Source organism: Winogradskyella sp. PC D3.3 (assembly GCF_054366245.1).
Genome location: NZ_CM135962.1, coordinates 2,789,200 through 2,814,847 on the forward strand (window position 1 = coordinate 2,789,200; position 25,648 = coordinate 2,814,847).

21 protein-coding genes are annotated in these 25,648 nt (G+C 31.5%); all 21 read right to left on the reverse strand.

Annotated features, from left to right (window positions below):
* Nucleotides 1-49: 49 nt before the first annotated feature.
* Nucleotides 50-667 carry a hypothetical protein gene (locus ACXGSQ_RS12285; protein WP_458626459.1) on the reverse strand — a complete coding sequence of 206 codons (618 nt, stop codon included), beginning with the start codon at nt 665-667 and terminating at the stop codon, nt 50-52.
* A gap of 161 nt (nt 668-828) precedes the next feature.
* Nucleotides 829-2,082 carry an SIR2 family protein gene (locus ACXGSQ_RS12290; RefSeq protein ID WP_458626460.1) on the reverse strand — a complete coding sequence of 418 codons (1,254 nt, stop codon included), beginning with the start codon at nt 2,080-2,082 and terminating at the stop codon, nt 829-831.
* A gap of 157 nt (nt 2,083-2,239) precedes the next feature.
* Complete coding sequence (locus ACXGSQ_RS12295; RefSeq protein WP_458626461.1) at nt 2,240-2,854, reverse strand: hypothetical protein; 615 nt, start codon at nt 2,852-2,854, stop codon at nt 2,240-2,242.
* Between the two features lie 114 nt (nt 2,855-2,968).
* On the reverse strand, nt 2,969-3,841 hold the full coding sequence (locus tag ACXGSQ_RS12300; protein ID WP_458626395.1) for an IS3 family transposase: 873 nt from the start codon (nt 3,839-3,841) through the stop codon (nt 2,969-2,971).
* Complete coding sequence (locus ACXGSQ_RS12305) at nt 3,763-4,221, reverse strand: helix-turn-helix domain-containing protein (protein WP_458626396.1); 459 nt, start codon at nt 4,219-4,221, stop codon at nt 3,763-3,765. Before ACXGSQ_RS12305 ends, ACXGSQ_RS12300 begins: the two co-directional genes overlap by 79 nt.
* Nucleotides 4,222-4,427: 206 nt before the next feature.
* Nucleotides 4,428-5,177 carry a DUF6794 domain-containing protein gene (locus tag ACXGSQ_RS12310; RefSeq protein ID WP_458626462.1) on the reverse strand — a complete coding sequence of 250 codons (750 nt, stop codon included), beginning with the start codon at nt 5,175-5,177 and terminating at the stop codon, nt 4,428-4,430.
* 239 nt (nt 5,178-5,416) lie between these two features.
* Nucleotides 5,417-6,031: a hypothetical protein gene (locus ACXGSQ_RS12315; RefSeq protein ID WP_458626463.1), complete on the reverse strand. Its 615-nt coding sequence runs from the start codon at nt 6,029-6,031 to the stop codon at nt 5,417-5,419.
* Between the two features lie 147 nt (nt 6,032-6,178).
* Nucleotides 6,179-7,285 (reverse strand): PIN domain-containing protein, encoded by a 1,107-nt coding sequence (locus ACXGSQ_RS12320; RefSeq protein ID WP_458626464.1) that lies wholly within the window; start codon nt 7,283-7,285, stop codon nt 6,179-6,181.
* A 163-nt stretch (nt 7,286-7,448) separates the two neighbouring features.
* Complete coding sequence (locus ACXGSQ_RS12325; RefSeq protein ID WP_458626465.1) at nt 7,449-8,054, reverse strand: hypothetical protein; 606 nt, start codon at nt 8,052-8,054, stop codon at nt 7,449-7,451.
* Nucleotides 8,055-8,290: 236 nt separating this feature from the next.
* A complete protein-coding gene (locus ACXGSQ_RS12330; RefSeq protein ID WP_458626466.1) occupies nt 8,291-8,794 on the reverse strand; it encodes a hypothetical protein in 504 nt (167 codons plus the stop codon).
* Complete coding sequence (locus ACXGSQ_RS12335) at nt 8,778-10,670, reverse strand: hypothetical protein (protein WP_458626467.1); 1,893 nt, start codon at nt 10,668-10,670, stop codon at nt 8,778-8,780. Before ACXGSQ_RS12335 ends, ACXGSQ_RS12330 begins: the two co-directional genes overlap by 17 nt.
* Nucleotides 10,671-10,858: 188 nt before the next feature.
* A complete protein-coding gene (locus ACXGSQ_RS12340; RefSeq protein ID WP_458626468.1) occupies nt 10,859-12,235 on the reverse strand; it encodes a hypothetical protein in 1,377 nt (458 codons plus the stop codon).
* Between the two features lie 164 nt (nt 12,236-12,399).
* Nucleotides 12,400-12,948, reverse strand: a complete 549-nt coding sequence (locus tag ACXGSQ_RS12345) for a hypothetical protein (RefSeq protein ID WP_458626469.1) — start codon at nt 12,946-12,948, stop codon at nt 12,400-12,402.
* Between the two features lie 129 nt (nt 12,949-13,077).
* Nucleotides 13,078-14,073, reverse strand: coding sequence for an IS30 family transposase (locus ACXGSQ_RS12350; RefSeq protein ID WP_458626389.1), 996 nt, complete (start codon nt 14,071-14,073; stop codon nt 13,078-13,080).
* A gap of 193 nt (nt 14,074-14,266) precedes the next feature.
* Nucleotides 14,267-15,157 (reverse strand): hypothetical protein, encoded by an 891-nt coding sequence (locus ACXGSQ_RS12355; RefSeq protein WP_458626470.1) that lies wholly within the window; start codon nt 15,155-15,157, stop codon nt 14,267-14,269.
* Nucleotides 15,158-15,323: 166 nt separating this feature from the next.
* Nucleotides 15,324-15,839, reverse strand: a complete 516-nt coding sequence (locus ACXGSQ_RS12360; RefSeq protein ID WP_458626471.1) for a TPM domain-containing protein — start codon at nt 15,837-15,839, stop codon at nt 15,324-15,326.
* A gap of 154 nt (nt 15,840-15,993) precedes the next feature.
* Nucleotides 15,994-17,139, reverse strand: coding sequence for a hypothetical protein (locus ACXGSQ_RS12365; protein ID WP_458626472.1), 1,146 nt, complete (start codon nt 17,137-17,139; stop codon nt 15,994-15,996).
* 449 nt (nt 17,140-17,588) lie between these two features.
* Nucleotides 17,589-19,541 carry a heavy metal translocating P-type ATPase gene (locus ACXGSQ_RS12370; protein ID WP_458626473.1) on the reverse strand — a complete coding sequence of 651 codons (1,953 nt, stop codon included), beginning with the start codon at nt 19,539-19,541 and terminating at the stop codon, nt 17,589-17,591.
* A 55-nt stretch (nt 19,542-19,596) separates the two neighbouring features.
* Nucleotides 19,597-20,013 carry a Fur family transcriptional regulator gene (locus ACXGSQ_RS12375; RefSeq protein ID WP_117881269.1) on the reverse strand — a complete coding sequence of 139 codons (417 nt, stop codon included), beginning with the start codon at nt 20,011-20,013 and terminating at the stop codon, nt 19,597-19,599.
* 2 nt (nt 20,014-20,015) lie between these two features.
* Entirely contained in the window at nt 20,016-21,221 is a 1,206-nt protein-coding gene (locus ACXGSQ_RS12380; protein ID WP_136583792.1) for an efflux RND transporter periplasmic adaptor subunit, read from the reverse strand.
* Between the two features lie 4 nt (nt 21,222-21,225).
* Entirely contained in the window at nt 21,226-25,560 is a 4,335-nt protein-coding gene (locus tag ACXGSQ_RS12385; protein WP_136583793.1) for a CusA/CzcA family heavy metal efflux RND transporter, read from the reverse strand.
* Between the last annotated feature and the right edge of the window lie 88 nt (nt 25,561-25,648).

The following is a 25,648-nucleotide window of genomic DNA, read 5'->3' on the forward strand; positions in this document are numbered from 1 at the left end:
AGATAGAATATTCCGCAGGAATGTTCGTAAGTCGGCAGTGACCCAGCAATTAATTATACACGGTGTTGCCAGTAGTTTTTTCTTCCGCTATATATTTTTCAAATTCTGATTTTTCTATTTTCTCAATTATAGTTGGCTTTTCAATTTTCAGATTACCAGCTTTTGTTACTGAAACAGTTTTGTCATTCGGTTTCTCAATAAAATATTCGGTAGTGTTATTTCCAAAATCATATTTCGACCACGCAAATGTTCCTTTTCTATTATCGCTTTTATAATAATCAGTTTCAGATTCAGCATTTATAAGTCCGTACTCAATTACTTTTTTAAAGTGTCCATCCGTAGATTCAGTTTTCCACCATCTAGTAGTGAATTGGTCAGACGAATATTTTGGACTTTCCCAATTATCTCCAATTTTTGGGATTCCGAGTTTTTCGCGTTCTGAATTATATTCAATTCCGTGATTTTTATTTATTGGAATAACTAAATGATATAGTGAAACTGAACCCCAAAAAAAACCACCATATATAAGTCCTTTTAATGTCCCTTTTCCAAGACTTTTAATTGAAGTTAAGTACGTGAATTTTTTTTCATTTTTCTTACACTCATTATAATAAGTAACTGAAATTACAGTAATTATTATCGTTAGTAATATGACGTGAATTAGCATTTTTTATGAGTTTTTCAAATTACTGGCAACGTATTTGTATATGGTTTGTTGCGTGTTTTAAGCAACTAATTTAGTAAATAATTACCGACCAAGAAAGTCCGCGAGGACTTTCGTAAGTAGGCAATAAGCCAGCAATAAATTATATACGGTGTTGGGCGTAGTTATTTTAATTCTTTCTTAAACTTTTCACTATTTTCACAAGCCTCTAAAAAACCATTATACCAAACACTTACTGGATACTTTTCATTTCTTGAAGACTCGAATGTACTATTCTTTTTATAGTACAAAATAGTTTCGTCTTTAGGTAAGTATTTACTGATTCCGAAATCATAGAAGTTATATGGTATTGTTTCGAAAAGTCTATGTGACCAATCTCTATTGCTGTGCATTTGTATTGAGTTAGTATCTTCTGTTGCATAATCAATAACAACTGCATTTCTTTTTTTATTAGGTGAAAAACGATGCGAAGGAAATATTTTATTAAGGTGCATATCGTTGAACCCATAGCCAATAAATAAAATTGCATCTGATTCATTGACAAGGCTATCAATTTTCATATAGTATTGTCTAAAAGGTGCTCTTAATAATTGGTTCGCTTTATCTAATCCAGAGATGATTGTTGAATTCAAATGATAATTACCTTCACTTGTATAATTTACATTTCTGTTTGTAGACCTAGTTTGAAAGTTTTTATTTAAATCTTTTTCCCAAGTGATGTTATGTGTTAAAGGTCCATCATTTGTCATATTGAAGTGAATTGAGCCGTGCAAATGATAGCAAAAATTCCATTTATGACTATAAAACTCTGTTTTGTCAAATTTCCCGTCTTCGAGATTAAAACCGGTAGATAAATCTGGTAAAACATTTAGAATTACATTATCATAATTTAGATTAATAAAACCTAAATCATAATCTTCTTTTAAAGCATTGAAGAATTTTTTTGCATTATTTAACTCCTCTCTTTTATCTTCATTTAGAGTTAAACATTTTCTTCTAATGTAAATTAACAATTGGTCAGTTAAGGATGCTTGCATATCCTTAAAATCATTTCCATCTGCTCTTTTTTCTTTTCTGTAACGAGTAATTATCTCTGGGAATTCATTTAATTTTATAAATGCTTTTAAACTTTTATTATAGTCGATATTTTCTTCATTACTAATAGAAGAAATGTTTTGCATTGTAAATAATAAAGTTTCAAAATTCAAATCATACTTTATTCCAGTTTTTCCATTTTCCTTTCTGTGTATTTGTATTTTTTCTTTGAGCCAAGTATATAAATTTTTACTCTCTTCTTTGTTTTTTAAACTGTAATTATTACTTGCCCATCTTTCGAATAATTTATCAATTTCATTTACGCTTGGCATACCAAATTCGATAGAAGCTCCAGCTCCTAGAATTATCAATAATTTTTTCATTTAAATTCAGGATTTTGCTTAATTACGCCCAACGTGTTTGTATATGGTTTGTTGCGTAGTTTAGCACGTAATTTAGCAAATAAAAACCGAATAGAAAATCCGCGAGGGTTTTCGTAAGCAGGCAAGAACTAGCAATAAATTATATACGGTGTTGGCATTAGTTTTTTTTCAATTCGGTTAATAATTTCTTTGTTATTTCCAGCGGATAATAAGTGTTAATTAGTTGAAGATAAACATTTAATTTCCCATCGTTTGTTAAGTCGTAATAATCAGCAATATTTTCCTTGTTATCAATTAGAAATTTCATTGTGAATTTAGTGGATACCATTGCGATATGATTTAAAATATTGGTTTCTAGTCTTCTCACATTTTTATATTCTGTAAATCTCGAATCTATATCTGTATAATCAGAGCGATACCATTCATTAAAATTATTCCAGTTTTGGTGTTTAATTATTATACTTTGAAGTTGTTTTGATACGGGTTCTTTATTAATTAAAAAATCACTTTTTTGTCCGATTAATTTAGACGCATATTTTCCTCTTGTCGGTGGAATTCTGTTAAGTCTAATTGGACCCAACGAAATACCTGATTTCGTTATTTCTATTAAATTATATTCAGGACAAATTTCTTTATCTAACCGATTATAAACATAACAAACTACTCCGTCAAAATCGTGATTATCCGTAAAATCGTAAATTTCAGCAAATCCGTAACCTAAATTATGGTCAAGTTGAAATCTATAAATTTTTCCAGAATTTTCTTTTATCATCGATTTTTGTATTATACTGAAATAGGTTGACTCTTTTTGGTTACTATTTAGACGTTCAAAAGATTTTTTTCAGCCGTTTAGAAGGCAAAAAAATAGTTTGAACTATGTCTGTTCTTAAATCGTTAGTTCAGGTAAATTTACTTTATTTTTTCTATATGACTTGTATTTGATATTAGGATTTAAATGTACTTCTGCAGGTTTTCTTAAATCCAAGCTAAAATGCGTTCTTAAATTGTTATAAATGTAGACTGCTTGCTCAGTCATTTTTTGAGCTAGTTCTGTGTTTTTAATAGTTTGTTTTAATCCATATTCGTATTTCAACGTTCTATTAATTCGTTCTGCCACAGCGTTTTCATATGGGTCGTATTGTTCTGTCATACTCATTATGATATTGTTGTCTTCAGCAAAAGCTGTATACTTAGGATTACAGTATTGAAAACCTCTGTCAGAATGATGAATAAGCTTTTGATCAGGGTATTTTCTGTTTTTAATGGCCATAGCGAGTGCATCGGTGCAAAGTGATGTTCTCATATGGTTATCGAGTTTATAGCCCATAATCTGCTTGGAATAGGCATCTGTAACAATGGCTAAGTAATTATGTCCATATTGTGTTTTAATGTAAGTGATATCACTTACCCAAAGTTGTTCTGGTCGAGTAGGAACGTGGTCTTTAACCAGGTTCTTATATTTTTTGTACATATGGTTTGAGTTTGTTGTAGTGATGTAATTTTTAGTTTTAGGAATCAAAAGGTTATTTAGTCTTAGGAAGCGATAGAACTTGTCTCTACCAATCTTAATATCAGCGTTTACAAAGTCTTGCTTTAGTTCTTTGTGTAGTTTAATTCCACCCGTTTTCGAGCCTACTTTTTTACGGTAGTCTTTGACCATTTCAATCATTTTTTGATGATCTATTTGTTGTTTTTGTTGTGTTTTGAGTCTTTTGTAGAAGGCTTGTTTAGATATCCCAAAACATCCATAGAACCACATTCTTTTAAACGGTTTTTCTTTTTTAGTTCTATCTCTTTTGCTAATGTTTTGGGCAACGACTTTTTTGACATATCGACGCCTGTAATAAGTTCCATATCAGCTATAATATCCTGTTGGAAGTCTTTTTGAAACTCTAGTTCTTCAATCTTTTCCTTAAGTTTTTTAATTTCCTTGTCTTTACTCATACCATTGTTTTGTTGTACTAAGGTACTGTATTTTCTCAACCAATAGGTAATTGTGGTTCTAGGAATATCATACTTTTTAGAGGCAAAGTTTGTAGATATCTGACCGTTTAAGATTTGGTCAACGACAAGAAGTTTTGTTTCTAAGGTTACTTTTTGATAGCTTTTTTTTCGCCAGTGTTCATTTTGTGTTTTCATAAGTGACTATAATTAAATGATTAATTTTTAGTCAACCTATTTCAGGAAAGTTCATTTTTTTAAATTAATGCCAACGTGTTTGTGTATGATTAGTGGCGTGTTTAGGCACCTAATTTAGCAAATAAAAACTGAATAGAAAATCCGCGAGGATTTTCGTAAGTAGGCGAGAACCAGCCATTAATTATACACGGTGTTGCCCACAGTTATTATTCCGCTGTTTCCCACAAATTATATGAAGTCCATCGAGTTTCTCCTTTTTTCATAATCTCAATTTTATCTTCCTCAATCTTTATATGTTCTCCATCTACTTTGTCCCAAACATCATATTCAAGAACAATAATTCCTTTTCTGTCACAACTCTTTATAAGCTTAATTTTTAGTTCAAATTTTTCTTTATTTAACTCAATTACTTTTCCTGTTGCGAAACACTTATCGTTCATATATTTTCTTTCCTGACGCTTTGATATGAAATCATAGTCATATAGAAATTCAACAATGTCGCCAATTTTAAATTCGCTAAACTCTTCTTTTTTTCTTTCGGTTTCTTTGCGTTTAGATTCTGTCCAATAATCCTTGTAATATTTAATTTGCTTATCTAAATCTATTTCAATTCCGTTAAGTTTTCTATGAAGCGAGGTCAAAAGAATTCCTGACATATCATCAGGATGATTAATTCCTAAATCTCTAAAGAATTTTGATAAATCAGATGTTCCAGCCCAAAGTTTCCAGTTATTCCTTAACGACATTCCAGTTCCAAAATGTAGTTCAGAAGTAGCACTTTGTTCCTCTTTATTTTTAAATCCGTTTAGACTGTCTTCTGTCCATTTACATTCGAAAAAAGAAATTGCATCGTTTAAATCAGTCGGAATATATTTATCAACGTATTTTTCGCAGTCATTTTGACTTAATAAAATAGTTGGCAAAATCAGAAATATGACAATAATTATTCTGTTCATAATTTGGTAGTTTATTCAAAACTACTTTCCTTTTTTAGTAGTAAAAAGTCATAATGAGTGAACTGTTCATTTCATTTAGCGAACTGTTCCCTAATTGTGGGCAACGTTTATGTATAAGAATAGTTGCGGGTTTGTATGCGAGGATTTTCCGAAGGAAAATCAGACGTTACAAACACGCAACGACCTTTGATTAAGCACTAAACCGCAATTATTTTTATACGGTGTTGCCCACAGTATTTTTATTCCGCTATCCATTTTTCATTTCTTTTTTCTTGGTCGTTTAGCGATAAATAATGTATTGCTAAAATCAGTTGGATATTTGGGTTATTTAAGTCAAAATGTTTTTTGTCATTTAGCACATTCCAATATTGAATGTCTAACCCGTTAAAATCACCAGAAGCATTAATTCTTTCCGCATATTTGGCAATTCTTGGGTTTTGATTTCCTAAATCAGAAAGGTATTTATAATATTTTCCAGTTGAATTAGCACACAAACTTTTTGTTTCTTTTCCAGTTTTATATTCTGTTGATTTGCAAAACATCCAAATTTCGTTAAATGTTGATTTAGATATTTGTCCATAAAGTTCTTTTTGTTTTTCAAAGTCAATATTTGTCCAAAATCCGCTTCCAGTCGCTTCCAAATATTCGTGAGGAATTCGCTCATAACAATTTTTAAAATCAGAGTCCATATTTAGGCACATTTGATTCTTAAAAAAGGCAGAGATTTTATTCAGGTCAGAAATTTGTTCAGTCGTAAAATTGTCATTTAATTCAGTCGCATAATATTGAGTTTTACAAGAGAAATTCAATTGTAAAATTATAGTTCCAAATATTAATATTATCGCTTTTCTCATATTGTGGGCAACGTTGTTGTATATGATTTGTTGCGTGTTTCAAGCAACTAATTTAGTAAATAATTACTGACCAAGAAAGTCCGCGAGGACTTTCGTAAGTAGGCGAGAAGCCAGCAATAAGTTATATACGGTGTTGGGCGTTCGTTTTTATCCCCAATCCCATTCTTTAAAATCATAATCAACAACTTTCTCTTCTTTTATTGTTATAACGAATTTGGCTTGAAATACTGGATAAATTATTTTATAATCATTTTCTACTTCAAAATCAACTCTAGGTACGAAAACAGGCATATTATGCATCTCGCCTGTTTCTGGGTCAATATGATATTGATATTCATAATCAGAACGGTCTTTTTCAACCTCTCTTTCTATTTCCATTTCATATTCTTTCTCAAATTCAAAGTCAATATTCAATAGAACTCTTCCGTCTGACATTTCGTAGACAAAAAAGTCAAGTACCTTTGATTCAATGTGAGTACTGCTACTTAAATGTCCTGTAGATGTTTCACTGGGTTCTAATTCACTTTCAGATGATTCTCTTACATATTCATCTTCTAATGAAATTATTTGGTTAAAAATATCCTCTATTTGCGTAAAGTCTAAGTTTTTTTCAATCCATTCCATTGTAACGAAACTTAATTTGATTGCGTGCTCCTTTACAAAATCAGAAATTGTTCGGTAATAATTTATTTCAACCCCTTTGTTTTCTGCTTCATTTTTTAGTTCTAAAGCAAGTTTGTTTGCCCCTTTATCTGCAAAATCTGTTGGATTATCTGAAATGAATATAATTCGTTTTTCATCAGTTAAATCAGCTATGTCCAATATAGTTAGCCATAATAATCCATCTCTAAATTGTTGTCCTTTTCCATCAAGAGGTTTGATTCTATTTATTGCACGATTAACTAATTCTTCTAAATATTCATTCTTGTAAGGAATAATAGAATCATTTGTTAGTTTTAATTTCGTTTTTAATAATTCTTTGTAAGCGTCTTTTTCTATCTGGATATCAATTGAATTAGTTTCTGTAATACGAGTACTAACCAAAGTTCCGTTAAGTTTGATTAAGTTTTTCTTATAATCTTCAATCCTTTCCTTTATGAGTCTCTCGTATAAACCGATTGTTTCTTCAAAAACAATTTGAGGAAGAATAACGTTAGAATTTGTTTTTTCTAAATAGTCAAGAAGTATATCGAAATTTTTGTCTTTCAACTTTAAATCTCGTCTTAAAATATTTGTGTCTATTATTATATCCATTATGTTTTTTCAAATGACGCCCAACGGTCTCGTATATGATTTGTAGCGTTATTTCAGCAAGTAAGTTAGTAAATAATAACGAAAACAGAAAAACCGCGAGGTTTTTCGACAGTAGGCAAGCAGTAGCTATGAATTATATACGGTGTTACCTACAGTTTTTATGTCAGAATTTACTTGAAGCTTCTTTTCCTTTTTCTGTTTTAATTCGGTCAATTTGTTCTTCGGAAAGAACTGTCGAGAAATTGCATAAACCAACTCCACCAGAATTCGTACACATCAATCGTGTTTTTTTTCCAGTCCACTTTTCAATTCCGTTTTCTTTTGATGTCGGTTCTCCAAAAGCTTCTCCAAAAAGTTTTCTGTAAAAATCAAATTCAGGACCTTTTTGAGTTAATCTTTCAGCTTCTTTAAGTGCTTTTTGACGCTTTTCCATATTCGCACCTCTGTCACGAGCAATTCTGACTAATTCGTCTATTTTATCCACAAACATTAGTGTGAAATGTTCAATAGTTTCTTTTCCGTCATTGGAAACTAAGATTATTATTTTATTAATTTTGTGATTCTCTATTTCGTATTCCGACACATTTTGTATCAAATACATATTCTGTTCCTTTTCGTCTTTTTTTACTTTTTCGGATAGACTTGAAATCGGATTTCCAATTTTTATATCCATAAACCCAGCTTTTTTATCCAATTCAGCTGTATTTTGGGAAATCGCATTGTTCATTATTGAAACTGTAATAAATAAAGTCAGAAGTAGTTTTTTCATTTGTGTTCGTCTGTTTTTTTAAATTGTAGGTAACGGTCTTGTATATGAAAAGTAGCGCTGAAAATAAGCGATAATTTTCGGATAAAACACAAGCCGAATTTTTAAATTTTACTATTTATTTTATTTTTGGGAATTTGTCAAATTTAAAAATTTGGCGACTTCCTAAAAATGCCCGAACCTTTGTGTTAGCAAAGACTCGCGCTATTTTTTATATACGTTGTTGTAGGCAGTATTAATTATCCAATCCACAAATTAAAAGAGTCATAATATTTCCATTTGCCATCAATCTTATGATATATTTTTATACCACCTTCTAGACTGTTTTTATGGCCATAAGAATATGCAATTAGTGCAATTTCAGCATTCTTAGAAATTATTGGATTTGAAATATTCACACGCTTAACTTCTAATATTTCATCGATACTTATTTCAACATCATTTTTAACATAGAAGTTTTTAGGTATACTATATTTTTTATTTGTTTTATTTTCTAATTGTTCTAAAAAGTATATGGTATCCTCATTTGAAAAGTGATTAGAAATTACCGCTTTATCATTTAAACTATCTATTAAATAATCATTAGATAAATAATGGAAAATCACTTTATCATTTTGTGTAAAATCCTTGTGACTTTCAATTTCTAAATCAAATATTATCTGTTTTTCTTTTTTTATTGATTGTTTTATTGAGGAACAAGCTAATAAAAAACAAATAGTGAAAGTGCTAATTGCAAGGTTCATCTTCGTTTGGTGTATTGCCTTTTGGTGAATATTCATAAGTTTCTCCGTTTATATTAAGTGTTAATGTCTCATTATTTTGTTCTGCTAAAATTGTGCGATTGATATCATACCTATCAAAATTTGCACTATCTAATATTCCATCATTGTTTGTGTCAATTGATTGAGGATATAATATATTATAAGCATCAGTTCCAGTTAAACCTCCCCAACTTAGTTTTTCATAAAAACTGAATGAATTTGTATGATTGTTGCTTTGAGCATAAAAAGATAATGAAGTTGCAATATCTTGAACAAATTCCGCCATTAATTCATGATGAGCTGAACCAAAATTTGAAGGTAATCCACTTTGGTAGTTTATGTAGGCATTGAGTAAATCTTCATAACCTTCTAACGGCGTACCATCTTCAGACTCTAGTAATCCTTGTTCATACATATATACAAATATAGCATGAACCATTTCATGTATGGAAGTTCTAGCTATAGCTAAATCAGTAGCAGTTTCTAAATAAGATTCGCGAAATTTTATGGTAACATTGCAAGTGCCTGTATCTTGGTCATAACTCGAAAAAACATCAGTCGTTCCATTGTCGGTTATAGTACTTGAAGTTTTGAAAATCAAATTTATCGAGTCATTTGATTCAAATAAATTCATAATTACAATTGTTAAAGGGGAACATGAGCCTTGAGCATCTTGTATAATTAATTTTTGACAAGGATAATCGTTAAGACTATTGTCATATATTATATTTTCCTCAAAATCCACTTCACCTTCATCATCTAAAACGTCTAGTACTTCTTCAATAAATGTTAAATTTTCATCACTACAACCATTAGTGTTAATATAGTTTGCAACAGCGTTTTTATTATCTTGACTCAATGACTGCGCTTGATAGTAACTAGGTGTATTATAACCTAAACAATCCGCTAATATTGTATCTACATCTAATATTTCGAAAGGCTTGGTTGCTCCACCAATTTCATCAACCGCTTCATCTGTGTCAGAATCATCATCATCTGGGTTTCCTGTATTACCAGAATTATTTGGATCTCCAATATTGCCATTTCCACCAGAGGAAAAATCACCAGGATCTGTGTCATCACCAGGATTATCACCAATAACTGTAGTTGTTCCGCCACCACCACTACATTTTGTTTTAAGTCCTAAATAATCTACATTAGCTCTTGGTGCAAATTCACAGATGCAAGTACCATCTTGATGTGATGCCTGATGTTCTGGACACGTACAAAATCCAATTATCATTGTAGATGAATAGGTGTAAGCTTCTTTTTCACAATTTACCGAATTTGTTACCAAGGCATTAAAACTTCCATTCACTAACGGAATAAGTGTGGTTCTATCTAACAAGTTAAAGCCAATAGCATGATGCTCTTCCAAACTTTGGTATTCTAAGTCGCTTAATTGATATTGCATTAAATACTCGTTATAAGAACCATCTGATTGAGACTCTAGAACGATGTTTTCAATTAAGCCGTTATCATTATTTCTATTGGTGGCAAATGTGTAGGTATGGCCACCTTCATAAGTAGTATATTCTGCTTGGTTTTGTATAATGTTTAAACCTGTTAAAGGGTTGAAATCGTCATCGGTATTGCTATTTGAGACATGCTCTAAAACTGTAGAAGGTGTGTTTTGATTAATTTGATGCAAATAGGATTTAACTTGTGTTTTATGAGGGAAATCGTTAAAACTTAATTGTTGTGTGGTTATTTCTGGCTCAATATGTTGCAGTTCGGTTTCTGATGCTACATTGACTTGGGTCTCTAACATGTTATCTTTTTCGCACGTCATTACGGATGCAAATAGAGCAACCCAAAGGATTTTAGAAGTGATTGATTTAATTCGTTTTCTATTCATAAGTTCCGCTGTTTAAATTTAGTTAAAATTTTTCAATGTGACGGCAATATTGCCTACAACGGTTTGTGTATGAAGCGTTGGGCGTTTAAAAGCACTTCACTTTCAGTTTATTACTATCTTTATTTACACGCTCTAATTTTGAGTTAATCACATATTGCCCAATGATTTATACACGTTGTTATGCCCTTTTATTTTTTAAAATGTTGTATTATCTTTTCTTTATAAGAAGTTATATTATCATAAACTTTGGTCAAATTATTAATTTGTTCTATTAATGTCTTGTAACTTTTAGTAATTGATTTGTATTCTTTTGTGAAATCTTCATACTCTGGATATTTTGCTATAAACTCTTTATTTAACCTAACTGTATCAATTTGTCTTAAATCAAGTTCGCCATTAGCAATCATTGATTTTTGAATATCAGTCTTTTTTTTGTTATATAAATTGTTTTCTTCTATTACAAAATCATATTTTGGCTTTAACTCATCTTTTTCTACTTTTAAATTTGACAATTTAATTTTGATAATTTTCGCTTCCTCTTTTAATATGGGTTGTATTTTTTTGTTAATGACTTCTATTCGGTTAATGAATGTTTGTATTGAAGTAATTTTTTTAAATTCGAGAATTTTCGAGATAAAATCTAACGCTCCACTAATTTTTTCACCTCTAAACTCAACTAAAACGTGTCCTTTTTTATCTTTTGTATAATTATTTTTTTCTCTGTGTTTAAATGAAAAATGTTCTTTATGAAATATTTCTTCTAAACCTTTGACCATTTCTTCACATTCTTCAATAATATACTTTTCAACAAACTTTACTTCATCAGTAGTTGACATATTACACGCATCTTTCGAAAACACCATTGCTTCAAGCCAATATTCATTTTCCAATAAGTGAGATTGGGTGTAGCGTACAATTTCAGAAAATTCAGCAAACTCGTAATTAATCCATTCAGAAAAAGGTGTTATTTCAATGTCTTTATATTTAAGTTTTGTATAGAAATAACTCGCTCTTCCATATCCGAAATTTGTTTTAATTTCAAGAGAAAAGTTTGGCGTCAATTGATAAAGAGGCTTAGACCAACCGTCTATTCGATGAGAAAAAGCAATAATGCTTTTGTCTTCGTGACATATTCTATATGTTTTATTTATTGAATATGCCTTTACCCATAAATTGTATTTTTTTTTAAGTTCTTGTTTAAAATGTTCAATTTCTTTTTTGGCATCATATTTTTCAGGATTTTCTTTGACGTTAAAAAGAATAAGTTGGTTTCTATTGTTAATTTCAGTAATTGTATCTTGATTATTTGCACTAAATGCTTGATATGAGCTATCCAGATAACTGCAATATCTATAACTAGTTGTCAATAAATTGAAAGCAGTTGTTTTTTTAATAAATTCTATTATATCTTTTAAAGTTGATTTAGGATTGTCGCAAGTCTGTTCAAATGCAAGTATTTCATTTGATAAAGGATTTTCAAAATTCACGTAATCAATTTCTATTTGATTTGTGTTTTTATTTTTTCTTAAAACACTAAGAACAGTTTCATTTATATTTTCCTTCATTTCATCACTTGTGTTTTAATTGGGCATAACGTGTTTGTATATGGTTTGTTGCGTGTTTAAGCACTAAATTTAGCAAATAAAAACCGAATAGAAAATCCGCGAGGGTTTTCGTAAGCAGGCTAGAACTAGCAATAAATTATATACGGTGTTACCTACAGTATTTTTTAATTCAGATTTACGTAAATCAAATCTAAAAACAATTTTCTGTAAGTTAATTTTCTGAATTTTTCGTTTGGAATTTTATTCAGAGCTTCTTTTAAGTATGTATTGTTAATTTCCATGTTTCCATATGCCTCATACTTGTTATAGGCAAGTCCAAAATCATATTGCCAACTGTCTGCGTCTATAATATTTAATCGCTCAAATAAATAACCATAGCAGGATATGAAAGAGTTTATCGGAAATAAAAGGTCTGGTTCAAATCCGATTTCAGCATTAAATCTTTCAAAAAATTCAGATTTTATTTCATTTCTTTTGACTTTGTCCAATAATTCTAAATATCCGTTTTTACTTATTTCGGTGAGATATTTTTCTTGAATTAGAAAATTTTCCAATAAGCTATGAATGTTCTGTTGGTAAATCATTTTTCCCTCAATAGGAATCATTTGGTTTACGAGTTTATTGTATTTAATTTCAGAGCACAATTCAAATTTCTCATCCGCAATTGAGTCAGTTGTGTTTTTTGTTGAACCACAAGCTGTGATTAAAACCAAAATTATTATTTGAAGTAGGGTGCATTCAAGGCCTTAACGCAACAAAAGTTGCTAATTAGTTATGGTACAATTTAATTTTTTCTTTCCAAAAAACCTAGCCTTTTTTGAAGGCTTTTTGGAAAGAAAAAATTAGACAGAGTTTAGTTCTAAGACTTCAAGAGGTGTTTTATAACCTAATACTTTTCTAGGTCTGTTATTGAGTTTACTTTGTATACTTTTTAGTTGCCTATTATCTACAGATCTAAAGTCTGTTTTTTTAGGTAGATATCGTCTAATAAGCCCATTAGTATTTTCGTTAGTTCCACGTTCCCAAGACGCATAAGGATTCGCAAAATAAATGTCCATTTGTGTGTTCTTAGCCAACCATTTATGGTCAGCCATTTCCGTTCCATTATCATAAGTCATAGTTTTTGTAAGCTTGTTATCAAAACGCTTAAGTTCTTTAGCAAAAGCTCTAGTAACTGATTTGGTAGTTCTGTTTTTAAGACCAATAATTAAGGTGTATCTGGACTTACGTTCCACAATAGTTCCGATGGCAGACTTCTGTGCTTTTCCTATGACCAGGTCTCCTTCCCAATGTCCGATTTCCTTTCTGTTTTCAATATGTTCAGGTCTTTGAGATATATTTATTTGGTCTTTGATTTTAGACCCTTTCTTACGTCTTGCTTTGGGTTTTCTACGTCTTGATTTTTGATAGGGAAGTAGCTTTATTAGTTTTTTGTTAAGACGAGCTTGTGGATGCGAATAGATGTGCATATAGATTGCCTCATGGGATATTGTCATCACAGGATCATTAGGATAATCGATTTTAATTCGCCCCGAAATCTGTTCAGGCGACCAGTTTTTCAAAAGTCTTTTATAGACATAAAAACGCAGTAAAGAATGTGTTTCAATCTTGTCTAAATTCCGTTTATTCAGATAGTCTTCTTTAGCACACCAATCGGCAAGAGAAGCATCGTATTTATCGTTAGGATTAGATACCCATTTATTTACTTCTCTGGTTATGGTAGAGCGAGATCGATTGAGCTTTTTGGCAATGAAAGATTTGGATTTATTCTCTTCCAAAAGCGTCTGAATAATGACACGTTCTTTAAGAGATAATCGTTTATGCTTTTTTGTGTTCATACAACAAATCTAAAATTTTGATTTGTTGCGTTAAGTTATTGAATTCGGATAGTTTTTTCAATATTGTAGGTAACGGTTTTGTGTATGATTAGTGGCGTGGTTTAAACAACTAATTTAGCAAATAAAAACCGAATAGAAAATCCGCGATGATTTTCGTAAGTAGGCAAGAACCAGCCATTAATTATACACGTTGTTAGCAAACGTTATTTATTAATTTCAAATGTTTTTTATATGTTCTAGACTTTTTAATTTGTTCTAACATTTTTTCTTCTCCAAATATGATTTTTTTTGATGAGTTCAAAATCGTACGTTTAATAAACTCTTTCTTTTTGAAATAAGGTATTCGAGTTTTAATAAATACAGGATTTACCTTTTTGCATTTTTCTTTCATATCGAGTTCCAACATTATGTTAGGCGAAATAGCGACCATCAAATGTCCATTTTTAGCAAGAATTGGGTTGTCTCCTAATGGGAAAATATTCTTATCTAATTTATATATATTCCAAGTTGGAACGCTGAATGGTGCAGTCAATTCAGCAAGACCAATTGGTGTGCTTATTTTATTTCGTATTGAGACAAATAATTCAAATTTTTCCATTCCATTTGTCTTAAAAATATTTGTCATATCGTCCAACGAATTTGGATTTCTCAATGCTTGAAAAAGTATAAAAAATGTTAAGTGAGCTTTTTCGTGGTCTGTAACGGGTTTGTTTTCTGTTATTAATTCCTCTAGATGAAATTTAAATGATTCCTCCATCATCGTAAAGTAATTTTCAAAATCAATTGTCATTTCCGAATCGTCTTTTTCATATCTTTCTTCAATACTTTTTAACTCTTCTGGGAATGAACGTTTCGTAAAACCTAAAGCACCTTCCTTTGTAATCGTGGCTAGTCCAAGTTTCTTTTTATAGAATACATTTTTAGTTACATCAGTATAAATTTTATCACTCTTTAAGTTCAAAACAAAGAGTTCTTTTTTTCGTACATTTTCTTTTAATTCAGGATTTATTCTTTTTCTTTTCAGATAATCAAAATTCCAATATGCAGTCCAAAAGCAAGGATTATAATGTGTGTTAATTGTCAATTTTGAGGTTTTGGTTTTAATGTTTGCTAACGTTTTTGTATAAGGTTAGTTGCGTGTTTTAAGCGACTAATTTAGTAAATAAAACACAAACCAAGAAAGTCCGTTTGGACTTTCGTAAATAAGCTAAAAGCCAGCAATTAATTTTATACGGTGTTGTAAACAGTATTTATTTCCACACTTTAATTAATTCCTCAACTGCATTTTTCGTTCCGTTAAAAAATTCATTATTCTTTAATTCAGGAATTACTTTATTTTCAACAATTTCATTCAATTTTTCGTTTGAAAGATGTTTTTGAATTTCAGTTCCTTGACTTATTGCAAATTTTCTGTTTTTCTTACTTAACAGAATTACAACTTTACTGTCGTTAGATAATTCACTAATTTTCCACTGTGCAAAAAATTCAGCCATTAGAAAATCATAATCTTTATAACCAAAAGTTTCAGATGTTGTAATTATATAAATATTCCGACTATTATTCAGTTTATAATTTTCAACAATAGTTTTTAATTCAGTTTTTTGTGAATTAGTAAATACCTTTTCAAAGTCATTTAATAAACCAATTTTTTCAGGTAAATTATTCGTGCTTTTATTTGTTTTAGGAATTATAGATTTGTCCTTGTGAACTGTAATATCACAACTAAAAATTGTTCCGATTATTATTAAAAGTAGGATTTTTCTCATATTGTTTACAACGTTGTTGTATATGGTTTGTTGCGTGGTTAAGCAACTAATTTAGTAAATAATTACCGACCAAGAAAGTCCGCGAGGACTTTCGTAAGTAGGCGAGAAGCCAGCAATAAATTATATACGGTGTTGTGTGGCGTTATTTTATTAATCAAAATGGTAAATTTTCATCTTTAATAAACTGTTTCTTAATAGCATTTTTTCCTTTTTCCCATTTAAATTCTGCGATTATTTTATGTTTTTCCTTTATCATTATTTCAGCCCATAAATATTTATATTCATTCTCAAGTATTTCAGTAACTGTCCTGAATAAAATACTTGTATCTCCATATTTTGAATAATAATTATGATTTTTTTCTAAAATTCCATTTTCAATATCTTTGTCAGTGTGATATATGAATATATCATTTTTATAAGGTAAAACATACGGTTTAATAATACTATTTTTAAAGCAAAGTTTAAAAAATTTGAAGTCGGGATTTACAGAAACGTCTCTGTAATAATAATATTTCTCCCTTTCTAATTCCTTAATATTTTTTGCTTCTGTTTCTTGTTCTTTTTTCTTTTGAATTTTTAAAAGATTTAATCTTTCTTTTTCCTTTTCAAGTTTTTCTTTTTCGAGTTCTTTTTTTACTAATATTTCATTGTTTTCAATTTCTTGCAACAAATCATTTTCCAACTTTAAAATATTGTTTAAGAAATATTCTTTTTCAATTTTAATATATCCTTTTTTTATTGTTGGAACTATTCTAAAGATTCCATCTTTAAAATCTATAAATAGATTGTTTGATAAAGAATGTTTAGAATCTAACCATTTTAATAATTTAGTTTTTAGCGTGTTTCTTTTTTTAGATTGAAGAGCAATGTCAAATTCGGATGTAGAAAATTTTGTTAAGTCAATCATTAAATATGGTGTAAAACCAAATTTTAAATGTGCATTAAAACGTAAATTCATTTCTTCTAAATCTACTGACAATGTATGTTGAAATTCAATTCCAATATTTTCGATAACACTATCAATTCTGTGATTTTCTCCATCAATATTAATAGTTATTTCATAAGATTTTACTCCGTACTTTTCAACACCGTAAATTTTCTCAATCTTTTCATATTGCCATATTCTATGCCATTCACTTAATTCATTATCTTTTTTATTGTCAGGCGGAATTGATTTTCGTCTAATATATGGATTGCTTTTTCTCATAACAGAAATAAAGAGCGTATCTGAATGGTCATACCAAATTCCTTTTCTCGGAATACATTCTTTATAAAATTTGACTTTTATTAGCTTTTCCATTTAAGAGAAAATCTCATTTTTAAGATAATTATGATGTAATTCTAGATGTTCGTTTTAATGACACACAACGTCTCCGTATATGAAACGTAGCGTGTAAAAAGACACTTTCGTTTCGGATTATACACGAGCCGATTTTTTATTTTTTCTATTTATCTTTAATTTTCTAAATATACAAAAATAAAAAATTGGCGGACTTAACAAATAAGCAAAAACCTCTCGGAAAGCCTGTAATAGCTATGTTTTATATACATTGTTGTGCATAGTGCTTTTCACGTTCAGCTTGGTTTTCCGATGTTTTTTGTTTAGTTCAGATGTGAGCGTTGACAAGACATACTCTTTTACAGTTTTGGCGAAGCTTGGATGATGCGACTGTAAATGTGTATGGCTTAAGCGTTGGCATTTCGGTTATCGATTTTTCAATTTAGCACCAAATTTTTACGCAATGTTACTCAATCCCAATTCATTTTCTGTAATTTTACTGCATTTAAAATTGCTAAAAGTGCCACACCTACATCTGCAAAGACCGCTTCCCACATTGTAGCTAATCCACCTGCTCCTAAAATCAACACAATCACTTTCACTCCAAATGCCAAGCCTATATTCTGCCAAACAATTTTTCGAGTGGAACGACCTATTTTTATTGCTCTGACCACTTTTGAAGGTTGGTCGGTTTGAATAATAACATCTGCGGTTTCAATTGCAACATCACTTCCTAAACCACCCATTGCAATACCAACATCACTTGCTGCTAAAACTGGTGCATCATTTATTCCATCGCCAATAAATGCAATTTTGTTTTCTGGATTTTTCTTTAATATTTCTACTTCATTCAATTTGTCTTCGGGCAATAATCCACCTTTGGCTTGTTTGATATTTAATTCGGATGCTACTTTTTGGGTAATGGAATCTTTATCGCCCGAAAGCATCATAATAGTTGTTATTCCTATCTTACGTAAATTAATAATTGTTTCTTTTGCATCTTCCTTTAATTCATCTGCAATAACTACATAACCAGCAAATTTATCATTTATAGCAACTAAAACAATGGATTCTACAATCGAGTTGGTTTCTTTTGCGACTTCAATTTTATTGGCAGTCATTAAAGCCTTATTTCCAACTAAAACAGATTTTCCGTTTACGATTCCTTTTAAACCCTTTCCTGCGATTTCTGATACATCGGAAGCTTTAAAATCTGCGCCTTCTGCTTTATATTCCAAAATGGCTTTGGCAATTGGATGTGTGGATTGTTCCTCCATTGCCATTAGGTATTTCATAAATTCGGTTTCTTCCCAACCGATTGCTTTTACCTCTTTAATTTTGAAAACGCCTTTTGTAACTGTTCCAGTTTTATCCATAACCAGCGTGTTTATTTTGGTCATAGCATCAAGGAAAGATGCACCTTTAAATAAAATTCCATTTTTTGAAGCTGCTCCCAATCCACCAAAATAACCCAACGGAATTGAAATTACCAACGCACAAGGACAAGAAATTACAAGAAATATCAAGGCACGATACAGCCAATCTCTAAATACATAATCATCCACAAAAAAGTAAGGTAAAAACGTAACTCCAATTGCCAAGAACACAACGATTGGTGTGTAAATACGTGCAAATTTTCTAATGAACAATTCGGTTTTTGATTTTCTGGCTGTGGCATTTTGTACCATATCGAGAATTCTTGCAATGGAACTATCTTTAAATTCTTTAGTGGTTTCAATTTCAATCACACCATCGAGATTAATACTTCCTGCAAAAACTTTTTCACTTTTGGCAATCGTATTAGGTTTGCTTTCGCCTGTTAAAGCTGCTGTGTTAAACGAACCTTTATCAGAAAGTAAAATACCATCTAATGGCACTTTTTCGCCAACACGAACTTGTACTTTTTCGCCAATTTCTACAGTTTCAGGATTAACCGAAATAAAATCATTATTTCTATACACCAAAGCCTCGTTTGGTCTTACGTCGAGCAACGCTTTTATGTTCGATTTTGCCCTATTGACTGCTGCATTTTGAAACAATTCGCCAACTGCATAAAATAACATAACCGCAACACCTTCGGGATATTCGCCAATAATGAATGCGCCAATTGTGGCAATTGACATTAAAAAGAACTCTGTAAAAACATCGCCTTTTTTTATGCTATTCCAACCTTCTTTTAAAACTGGAAATCCAACTGGTAAATAAGCGATGCTATACCAAATAATGCGAATCCAATCTTTAAAAAATGCAACATCAAAGTAATCTAAAGCAATACCAACAATAAGTATTATGAAGCTTACTATTGCTGGAATATATGCCTTAAAATTATTCGGTTTACTTCCGTGATTATGACCATCATCGTGACTGTGTTCTTTTTCAGAATTTGGATTTAGGTCTTTTAAATTAAGTTTTTTCTTTTTCATTTATATTCAATTATATTGTAAAAATGCTTAAAAAATAAGTGCAATGGAAGTGCATTTATTGACCACTACATTTATCGCAAATACCTTTTACTACCAAATTTATATCTTCGGAAATAAACCCGTTTGGCACTTTAATCTGTGGGATTTTATGTTCTGTTAAACAAACGGTTTCATTGCAATTATTGCAATGGAAATGTAAATGTAAATCGGTTTCAATTTCGCAATTACAACCTTTTTCGCAAAGTGCATATTTGGTAATTCCTGTGCCATCATCTATTTGATGAACGATTGCTTTTTCTTCAAATGTCTTTACCGTTCTGTACAAAGTTGTTCTATCTGCTTTTTCAAAAGCGTTTTCAATATCGCTTAATGTTACCGCTACTTGCTTTTGTGCAAGAAACTTATAAATAAGTAATCGCATTGCCGTAACTCGTATATCTTTTGACTCTAATAATTGTTCTATTGTTTGCATAATTAATGTGCGTGTTCTGCTTCGCCCTTTTTCATTTCTGCAATTAGGTAGTACGCATTGTTATAAGCAAACTTTGTATTTGTTGCTATTTCTTCGGAAAATTGAATTGCTACCCAATCGCCATCTTTATCTCCCAAAATAACCTCAATTGGTTTAAAACTCCAATCCACATTTTCTTTTTCAACTGAAAACACATAAAATTTGTCGCCTTCTTTTACAATAGCACTTTCTGGCAATGCCATTGTTTTAGTGCTTTCTGTCTGTATTCTACCTTGAATGTACATTCCTGGAATTAAATTTCCTTTTTTGTTTTCAATTTCTGCGTGAACGTGAACCGCTTTTGGGTTATCCTCAAAAGTTTTGCTTACTGAATATATTTCTGCACTCAATTCATCATCTTCAATAGATTGTATATTAAAGGTAACTTTTTGACCTTTTTTTACTTTGTAAACGTCTTTTTCAAAAACCATTAAATCTGCGTGAACGTGATGCGTATCTACAATTTCAAAGAGTTCGGTTTGTGGTTCAACATATTGTCCTGTTTTCACTTCCACCTTTTGCACATAACCTTCAATGGGACTGCGTAATGCCACACGTTGCGCTATCGTACCATTTGCGACTGAATTTGAATTAATATTCAACAATTTTAACTGTGCTGCCATTCCATTAACCATAGCTTTTGATGCGTCATATTCTGCTTCTGCTTTTTGAAAATTTGCACCAGAGCCTACACCTGCATTATATAATTTTTGTTGTCGTTCATAGTTTTTCTTTAGAAAAGTGCTGTTGCTATACGCATTCAAATAATCGGTTTGCATTTGTATAATATTGGGATGTGAAAGGTATGCAACAACTTGACCTTTGTTTACTTTGTCGCCTTCAATCACTTCAATAGAAACCACATTTGCACCAACAACCGAAGTTATGGCAGCTTCATTTTGTGGTGGCACTTCCAAAGTTCCGTTTGCTTCTACATAGCCACTCATATTGCGTGAGGTAATGGTGTCAATTTTCATTTTTAAGGCTTCAAATTGTTGTGATGATAACATAACTTCTTCTCCTTCGTGATGTTCTTCTTTAGGATTAGTACTGGTTTCCTCATCGTGTGCGTGTCCATCTTCTTCATTGTGATTTTCTTTGTTGCCACAAGAGGCAGCTGAAAATGACAATATTAAAATTGTCAAGATGATATATAGTGTGTTTTTCATAGTTCTAATTTTTAAAATATTGTAATTCAAAAGTGCTTTCTAAATAATTTGCCAAAGCTGTTTGTGCTTCAATTTCGCTCTGAATAGCTTCTTTTATAAGTTGTGTAAATGCCGAATAATCAATCTCGCCTTCTTTGTAAGCGAATAATGCGCCTGTTTTTTGGTCTTTTGTAAGTGGTAATACTTGTTCTTTATAAAAGAGCCACGATGTTTTCCACTTTAGATAGTTTTCTTTGGCTTGAATAAATTTAGATTCAACTTCGTTTTGTCTGAATTGAATATTAGTTTCGGCAATTTGTTTGTCAATTTTTGCAGTTCTAATATTCGCTTTTGTTGTGCCAGATAGAAATGGAATTGATATACCAGCTTGATAGGTGTAAAAACCAGAATTACCATTTACGTTTTGCAAACCACCTTGAAGATTGAATTTGGGTAGATTTTCGGCTTTTGCAACTTTGTAATTTGCTTCTGCTTCATCTATTTGAATTTGCGCAAGGTTATATAAAGGATGTTCTTTTGCATTGAAATCGTTTATATCAATTTCATTAGTGATATCCAATTCGTCTGGTACGTTATAAAATTCATCCGAAACGAGCCATAGATTCAACTGCTGTAATGCAATTAGATAGTTGCTCTTTGTTTGCAAAAACTTGTTTTGAATTTGTAAAGCTTGGTTTTTAGCTGCGGAATATTCCAGTTTCGAAATGGCTTCCACTTCATAATTTAATTCCACCGCTTTTTCAAAATTGGTGTAAATGGAATCCAATGCTGCATACAGATTATAATTTTGTTTACTCTGAAAGGCATTTGACCACGCTTTTTTAACTTCCAATTCCAATTCTAATTCTGAAAGTTGAAAGGCTTTTTGCGCTAATAAAATACGCTGCTCCTGTAATTTTCGTTTTGGCGCAATACCAAAGACATCAATATTTGATTGTCCAATACCAACTGTGGTATAAATTCCTGTTCCATTATTGATTTCTTCGCCACCTGTAAAAATTTGAGTTGTGCCAAAATCATAAGCGGTACCTTTTAATTGTTGCTGTTTTTCAATTTCCAACTGCCTTTGTTTTAAACTTGGATAGTTTTCTTTTGAAATCTTTACAGCTTCATCCATTGAAACAGTCGGCAACGTATCATTTACTTGTTGTGCATTTCCTGTTATTGGCAATAAGAACAAAAATGCTACCATTGCAGTAACTGTTACCACTTTTTTATTAGGTCTAAACGTGAACGATTTATTTTCCACCCAATGATATAAAATTGGTAAAACGAATAAGGTTAATAATGTAGATGTCAACAATCCACCAATAACTACTGTTGCTAAAGGTCGTTGTACTTCTGCGCCTGCTGATGCTGAAATTGCCATTGGTAAAAATCCCAAAACATCTGTAAAAGCAGTTAGCATAATAGGTCTTATTCTTCGTTTTGTACCTTCAATAATTCTGTCTTTAAGATTGGTAACGCCTTCATCTTTTAGCTCGTTTAATCCGCTAATCATTACCAAGCCATTTAAAACAGCAACACCAAACAAGACAATAAAACCGACACCTGCCGAAATGCTGAAAGGCATATCACGTAACCACAATGCAAAAACACCTCCAATGGTTGCCATTGGGATAGCGATGTAAATCATTAAAGTTTGTGGAAGTGATTTTAGTGCAAAATAGATTAACACAAAAATCAACAGTAGCGCAATTGGTACAACGGTTTGTAAACGGTTGCTTGCACGTTCCAAATTTTCAAAAGCACCACCATACCGAATAAAATATCCTGATGGCAGTTCGAGGTTGGCATCCAGTTTTGATTTAATTTCAGTTACCAACGATTTTACATCACGACCTCTCACGTTAATACCTACGTAGGTTCTTCGGTTGGTATTATCTCTACTTATTTGCATTGGACCAGCTTTGTAGCTGATGTCTGCAACTTCACGTAGCGGAATTTGAGTTCCTGAGGGTAAATTGATATACAAATTCTGAACATCTGAAATATCTGTTCGATTTTGAGAATTTAAACGCACCACCAAATCAAAACGTTTTTCGCCTTCAAAAATAACGCCTGCTGTTCCACCTGCAAATGCAGATTGTACGATTTGGTTTAAAGTATTTATTTGAAGTCCGTATTGTGCTAATTTACTTCGGTTATAGGTAATTGTCATTTGTGGTAAGCCTGTGGTTGCTTCCGCTTTCATATCGCCAATACCTTCAGTTCCTGCGATTATTTTGGTAATTTCTTCTGCTTTTTGTGACAGTATATTTATATCTTCTCCATAAATTTTTATGGCAATATCTTCACGGACACCTTCGAGTAATTCATTAAAACGCATTTCTATGGGTTGGGTAAATTCATAGTTTACTCCAGGAATTATCTCAACTGCTTTCTTTATTTCTTCAATGAGTTCATCTTTTGTCGAAACAGTAGTCCATTCGCTTTTAGGTTTTAGAATTACAAAAACATCTGCTAAATCCATTGGCATTGGGTCGGTTGGAATTTCGGCAACACCAATTTTACTGACTATTTTTTCAACTTCAGGAAATTTTGCTTTTATAATTTGCTCAACTTTAGTTGTTGTTTCAATAGTTTCTGTAAGTGAACTGCCTGGTTTTAGAATAGCGTGAAAAGCAATATCGCCTTCATCAAGTTGTGGTATAAATTCGCCACCCATTTTGCTGAACGTAAACAAAGCAATTCCAAAGAGAACTACCGAAATACTTATTATTAGTTTTCCTTTAGATAAAGATTTTTCTAATAAAGGTTGGTATTTACGTTCTACCCAATGCACAAATTTATCTCCATAAGATTTTTTATCAGATTTTGGTGCTCGCAGAATTAATGCAGACATCATTGGCACATACGTTAAACAAAGTACCATTGCGCCAATCATTGCGAAAATGAACGTTAATGCCATTGGCTTGAACATTTTACCTTCAATCCCTTCCAAAGCTAAAATGGGAAGGAATACAATCAATATGATAAGTTGCCCAAAAAACGCAGCGTTCATCATCTTTTTTGATGCGCTGGAAGCGACGCCATCACGTTCTTTAGATGTCAATTTTTTCTTCTTATAGAGTTGGGAAGCTATTAGGAAAACGGTGCTTTCTACAATAATTACAGCACCATCAACAATAATCCCGAAATCTATTGCGCCCAAACTCATTAGGTTTGCCCAAACATCAAAAACATTCATTAATATAAATGCGAATAATAAGGATAATGGAATCGTTGAAGCTACTATTAAACCACCTCGCCAATTTCCTAAAAGGAAAATAAGAACGAAAATTACTATTAAAGCACCTTCAATAAGATTGGTTGAGACGGTTGATGTGGTTTCTGCAATTAGTTTACTTCGGTCTAATAAGGGTTCGATGGTAACACCTTCTGGTAAGGACTTTTCAATTTGAGCAATTCGGGTTTTTACATTTTTAATTACTTTGTTTGAATTGGCACCATTTAGCATCATAACCATTCCGCCAACCACTTCGCCATCGCCATCTTGCGTCATTGCACCATAACGGATTGCAGCACCATATTGAACTGTCGCAATGTCGCCAACGGTAATGGGAATGTTGTTTAAATTCTTTATAGTAATACTTTTAATATCCTCCAAACTACGCACCAAGCCTTCTCCACGAATAAAATTAGCTTGATGGTTTTTTTCGATATATGCACCACCTGTATTTTGGTTGTTGGCTTCCAAAGCTTCAAAAACATCGGTAATTGTTATTCCAATTGCCTTTAATTCGTTTGGGTCAACAGCAACTTCGTACTGCTTGATTTTACCACCAATGGCGTTAACTTCAACAACACCTTCTACCATTGCCATTTGGCGTTGGATAATCCAATCTTGCATCGTTCGCAAATCTGTAATGGAATATTTGTCTTTATATTCTGGATTTACTTTAAGTGTGTATTGGTAAATTTCTCCCAATCCCGAAGATATTGGACCCATTGTTGGTTTGCCAAAACCATTTGGGATTTCTTCCTTGACTTCGTTTAATTTTTCAGACACTAATTGACGAGGTAAATATGTTCCCATAGCATCATCAAAAACTATGGTTACAACAGATAAGCCAAAGCGCGAAATAGAACGGATTTCCTTGACATCAGGCAAATTACTCATTGCAACTTCTACAGGATAGGTTACAAATTGCTCAATGTCCTCTGTTCCTAAATTTGGTGCTTGTGTAATGACTTGTACTTGATTGTTGGTAATGTCTGGAACAGCATCAATTGGTACTTGGGTCATACTCCAAATACCTGCTGCCACAATGGTTAGCGTTAGCAAACCAATAATGAATTTGTTATTGATTGAAAAATCAATGATTTTATTAATCATATAAAAGGTGTTAATTCAGTTAAACATATCATTTTGCGCGAAGCGCAAAATAAAAGCGAAGCAACGCTTGCATTAAAAAGCGTTACGT

What these genes read in the sequence shown, in the direction of transcription:
- ACXGSQ_RS12320 (WP_458626464.1), bottom strand. Translation starts at nt 7,285, where the DNA reads ATGGATATAATAATAGACACAAATATTTTAAGACGAGATTTAAAGTTG.
- ACXGSQ_RS12310 (WP_458626462.1), bottom strand. Translation starts at nt 5,177, where the DNA reads ATGAACAGAATAATTATTGTCATATTTCTGATTTTGCCAACTATTTTA.
- ACXGSQ_RS12295 (WP_458626461.1), bottom strand. Translation starts at nt 2,854, where the DNA reads ATGATAAAAGAAAATTCTGGAAAAATTTATAGATTTCAACTTGACCAT.
- ACXGSQ_RS12375 (WP_117881269.1), bottom strand. Translation starts at nt 20,013, where the DNA reads ATGCAAACAATAGAACAATTATTAGAGTCAAAAGATATACGAGTTACG.
- ACXGSQ_RS12365 (WP_458626472.1), bottom strand. Translation starts at nt 17,139, where the DNA reads ATGGAAAAGCTAATAAAAGTCAAATTTTATAAAGAATGTATTCCGAGA.
- ACXGSQ_RS12305 (WP_458626396.1), bottom strand. Translation starts at nt 4,221, where the DNA reads ATGAAAACACAAAATGAACACTGGCGAAAAAAAAGCTATCAAAAAGTA.
- ACXGSQ_RS12360 (WP_458626471.1), bottom strand. Translation starts at nt 15,839, where the DNA reads ATGAGAAAAATCCTACTTTTAATAATAATCGGAACAATTTTTAGTTGT.
- ACXGSQ_RS12380 (WP_136583792.1), bottom strand. Translation starts at nt 21,221, where the DNA reads ATGAAAAACACACTATATATCATCTTGACAATTTTAATATTGTCATTT.
- ACXGSQ_RS12350 (WP_458626389.1), bottom strand. Translation starts at nt 14,073, where the DNA reads ATGAACACAAAAAAGCATAAACGATTATCTCTTAAAGAACGTGTCATT.
- ACXGSQ_RS12315 (WP_458626463.1), bottom strand. Translation starts at nt 6,031, where the DNA reads ATGAGAAAAGCGATAATATTAATATTTGGAACTATAATTTTACAATTG.
- ACXGSQ_RS12385 (WP_136583793.1), bottom strand. Translation starts at nt 25,560, where the DNA reads ATGATTAATAAAATCATTGATTTTTCAATCAATAACAAATTCATTATT.
- ACXGSQ_RS12370 (WP_458626473.1), bottom strand. Translation starts at nt 19,541, where the DNA reads ATGAAAAAGAAAAAACTTAATTTAAAAGACCTAAATCCAAATTCTGAA.
- ACXGSQ_RS12285 (WP_458626459.1), bottom strand. Translation starts at nt 667, where the DNA reads ATGCTAATTCACGTCATATTACTAACGATAATAATTACTGTAATTTCA.
- ACXGSQ_RS12340 (WP_458626468.1), bottom strand. Translation starts at nt 12,235, where the DNA reads ATGAAGGAAAATATAAATGAAACTGTTCTTAGTGTTTTAAGAAAAAAT.
- ACXGSQ_RS12290 (WP_458626460.1), bottom strand. Translation starts at nt 2,082, where the DNA reads ATGAAAAAATTATTGATAATTCTAGGAGCTGGAGCTTCTATCGAATTT.
- ACXGSQ_RS12300 (WP_458626395.1), bottom strand. Translation starts at nt 3,841, where the DNA reads ATGTGGTTCTATGGATGTTTTGGGATATCTAAACAAGCCTTCTACAAA.
- ACXGSQ_RS12330 (WP_458626466.1), bottom strand. Translation starts at nt 8,794, where the DNA reads ATGAACCTTGCAATTAGCACTTTCACTATTTGTTTTTTATTAGCTTGT.
- ACXGSQ_RS12335 (WP_458626467.1), bottom strand. Translation starts at nt 10,670, where the DNA reads ATGAATAGAAAACGAATTAAATCAATCACTTCTAAAATCCTTTGGGTT.
- ACXGSQ_RS12325 (WP_458626465.1), bottom strand. Translation starts at nt 8,054, where the DNA reads ATGAAAAAACTACTTCTGACTTTATTTATTACAGTTTCAATAATGAAC.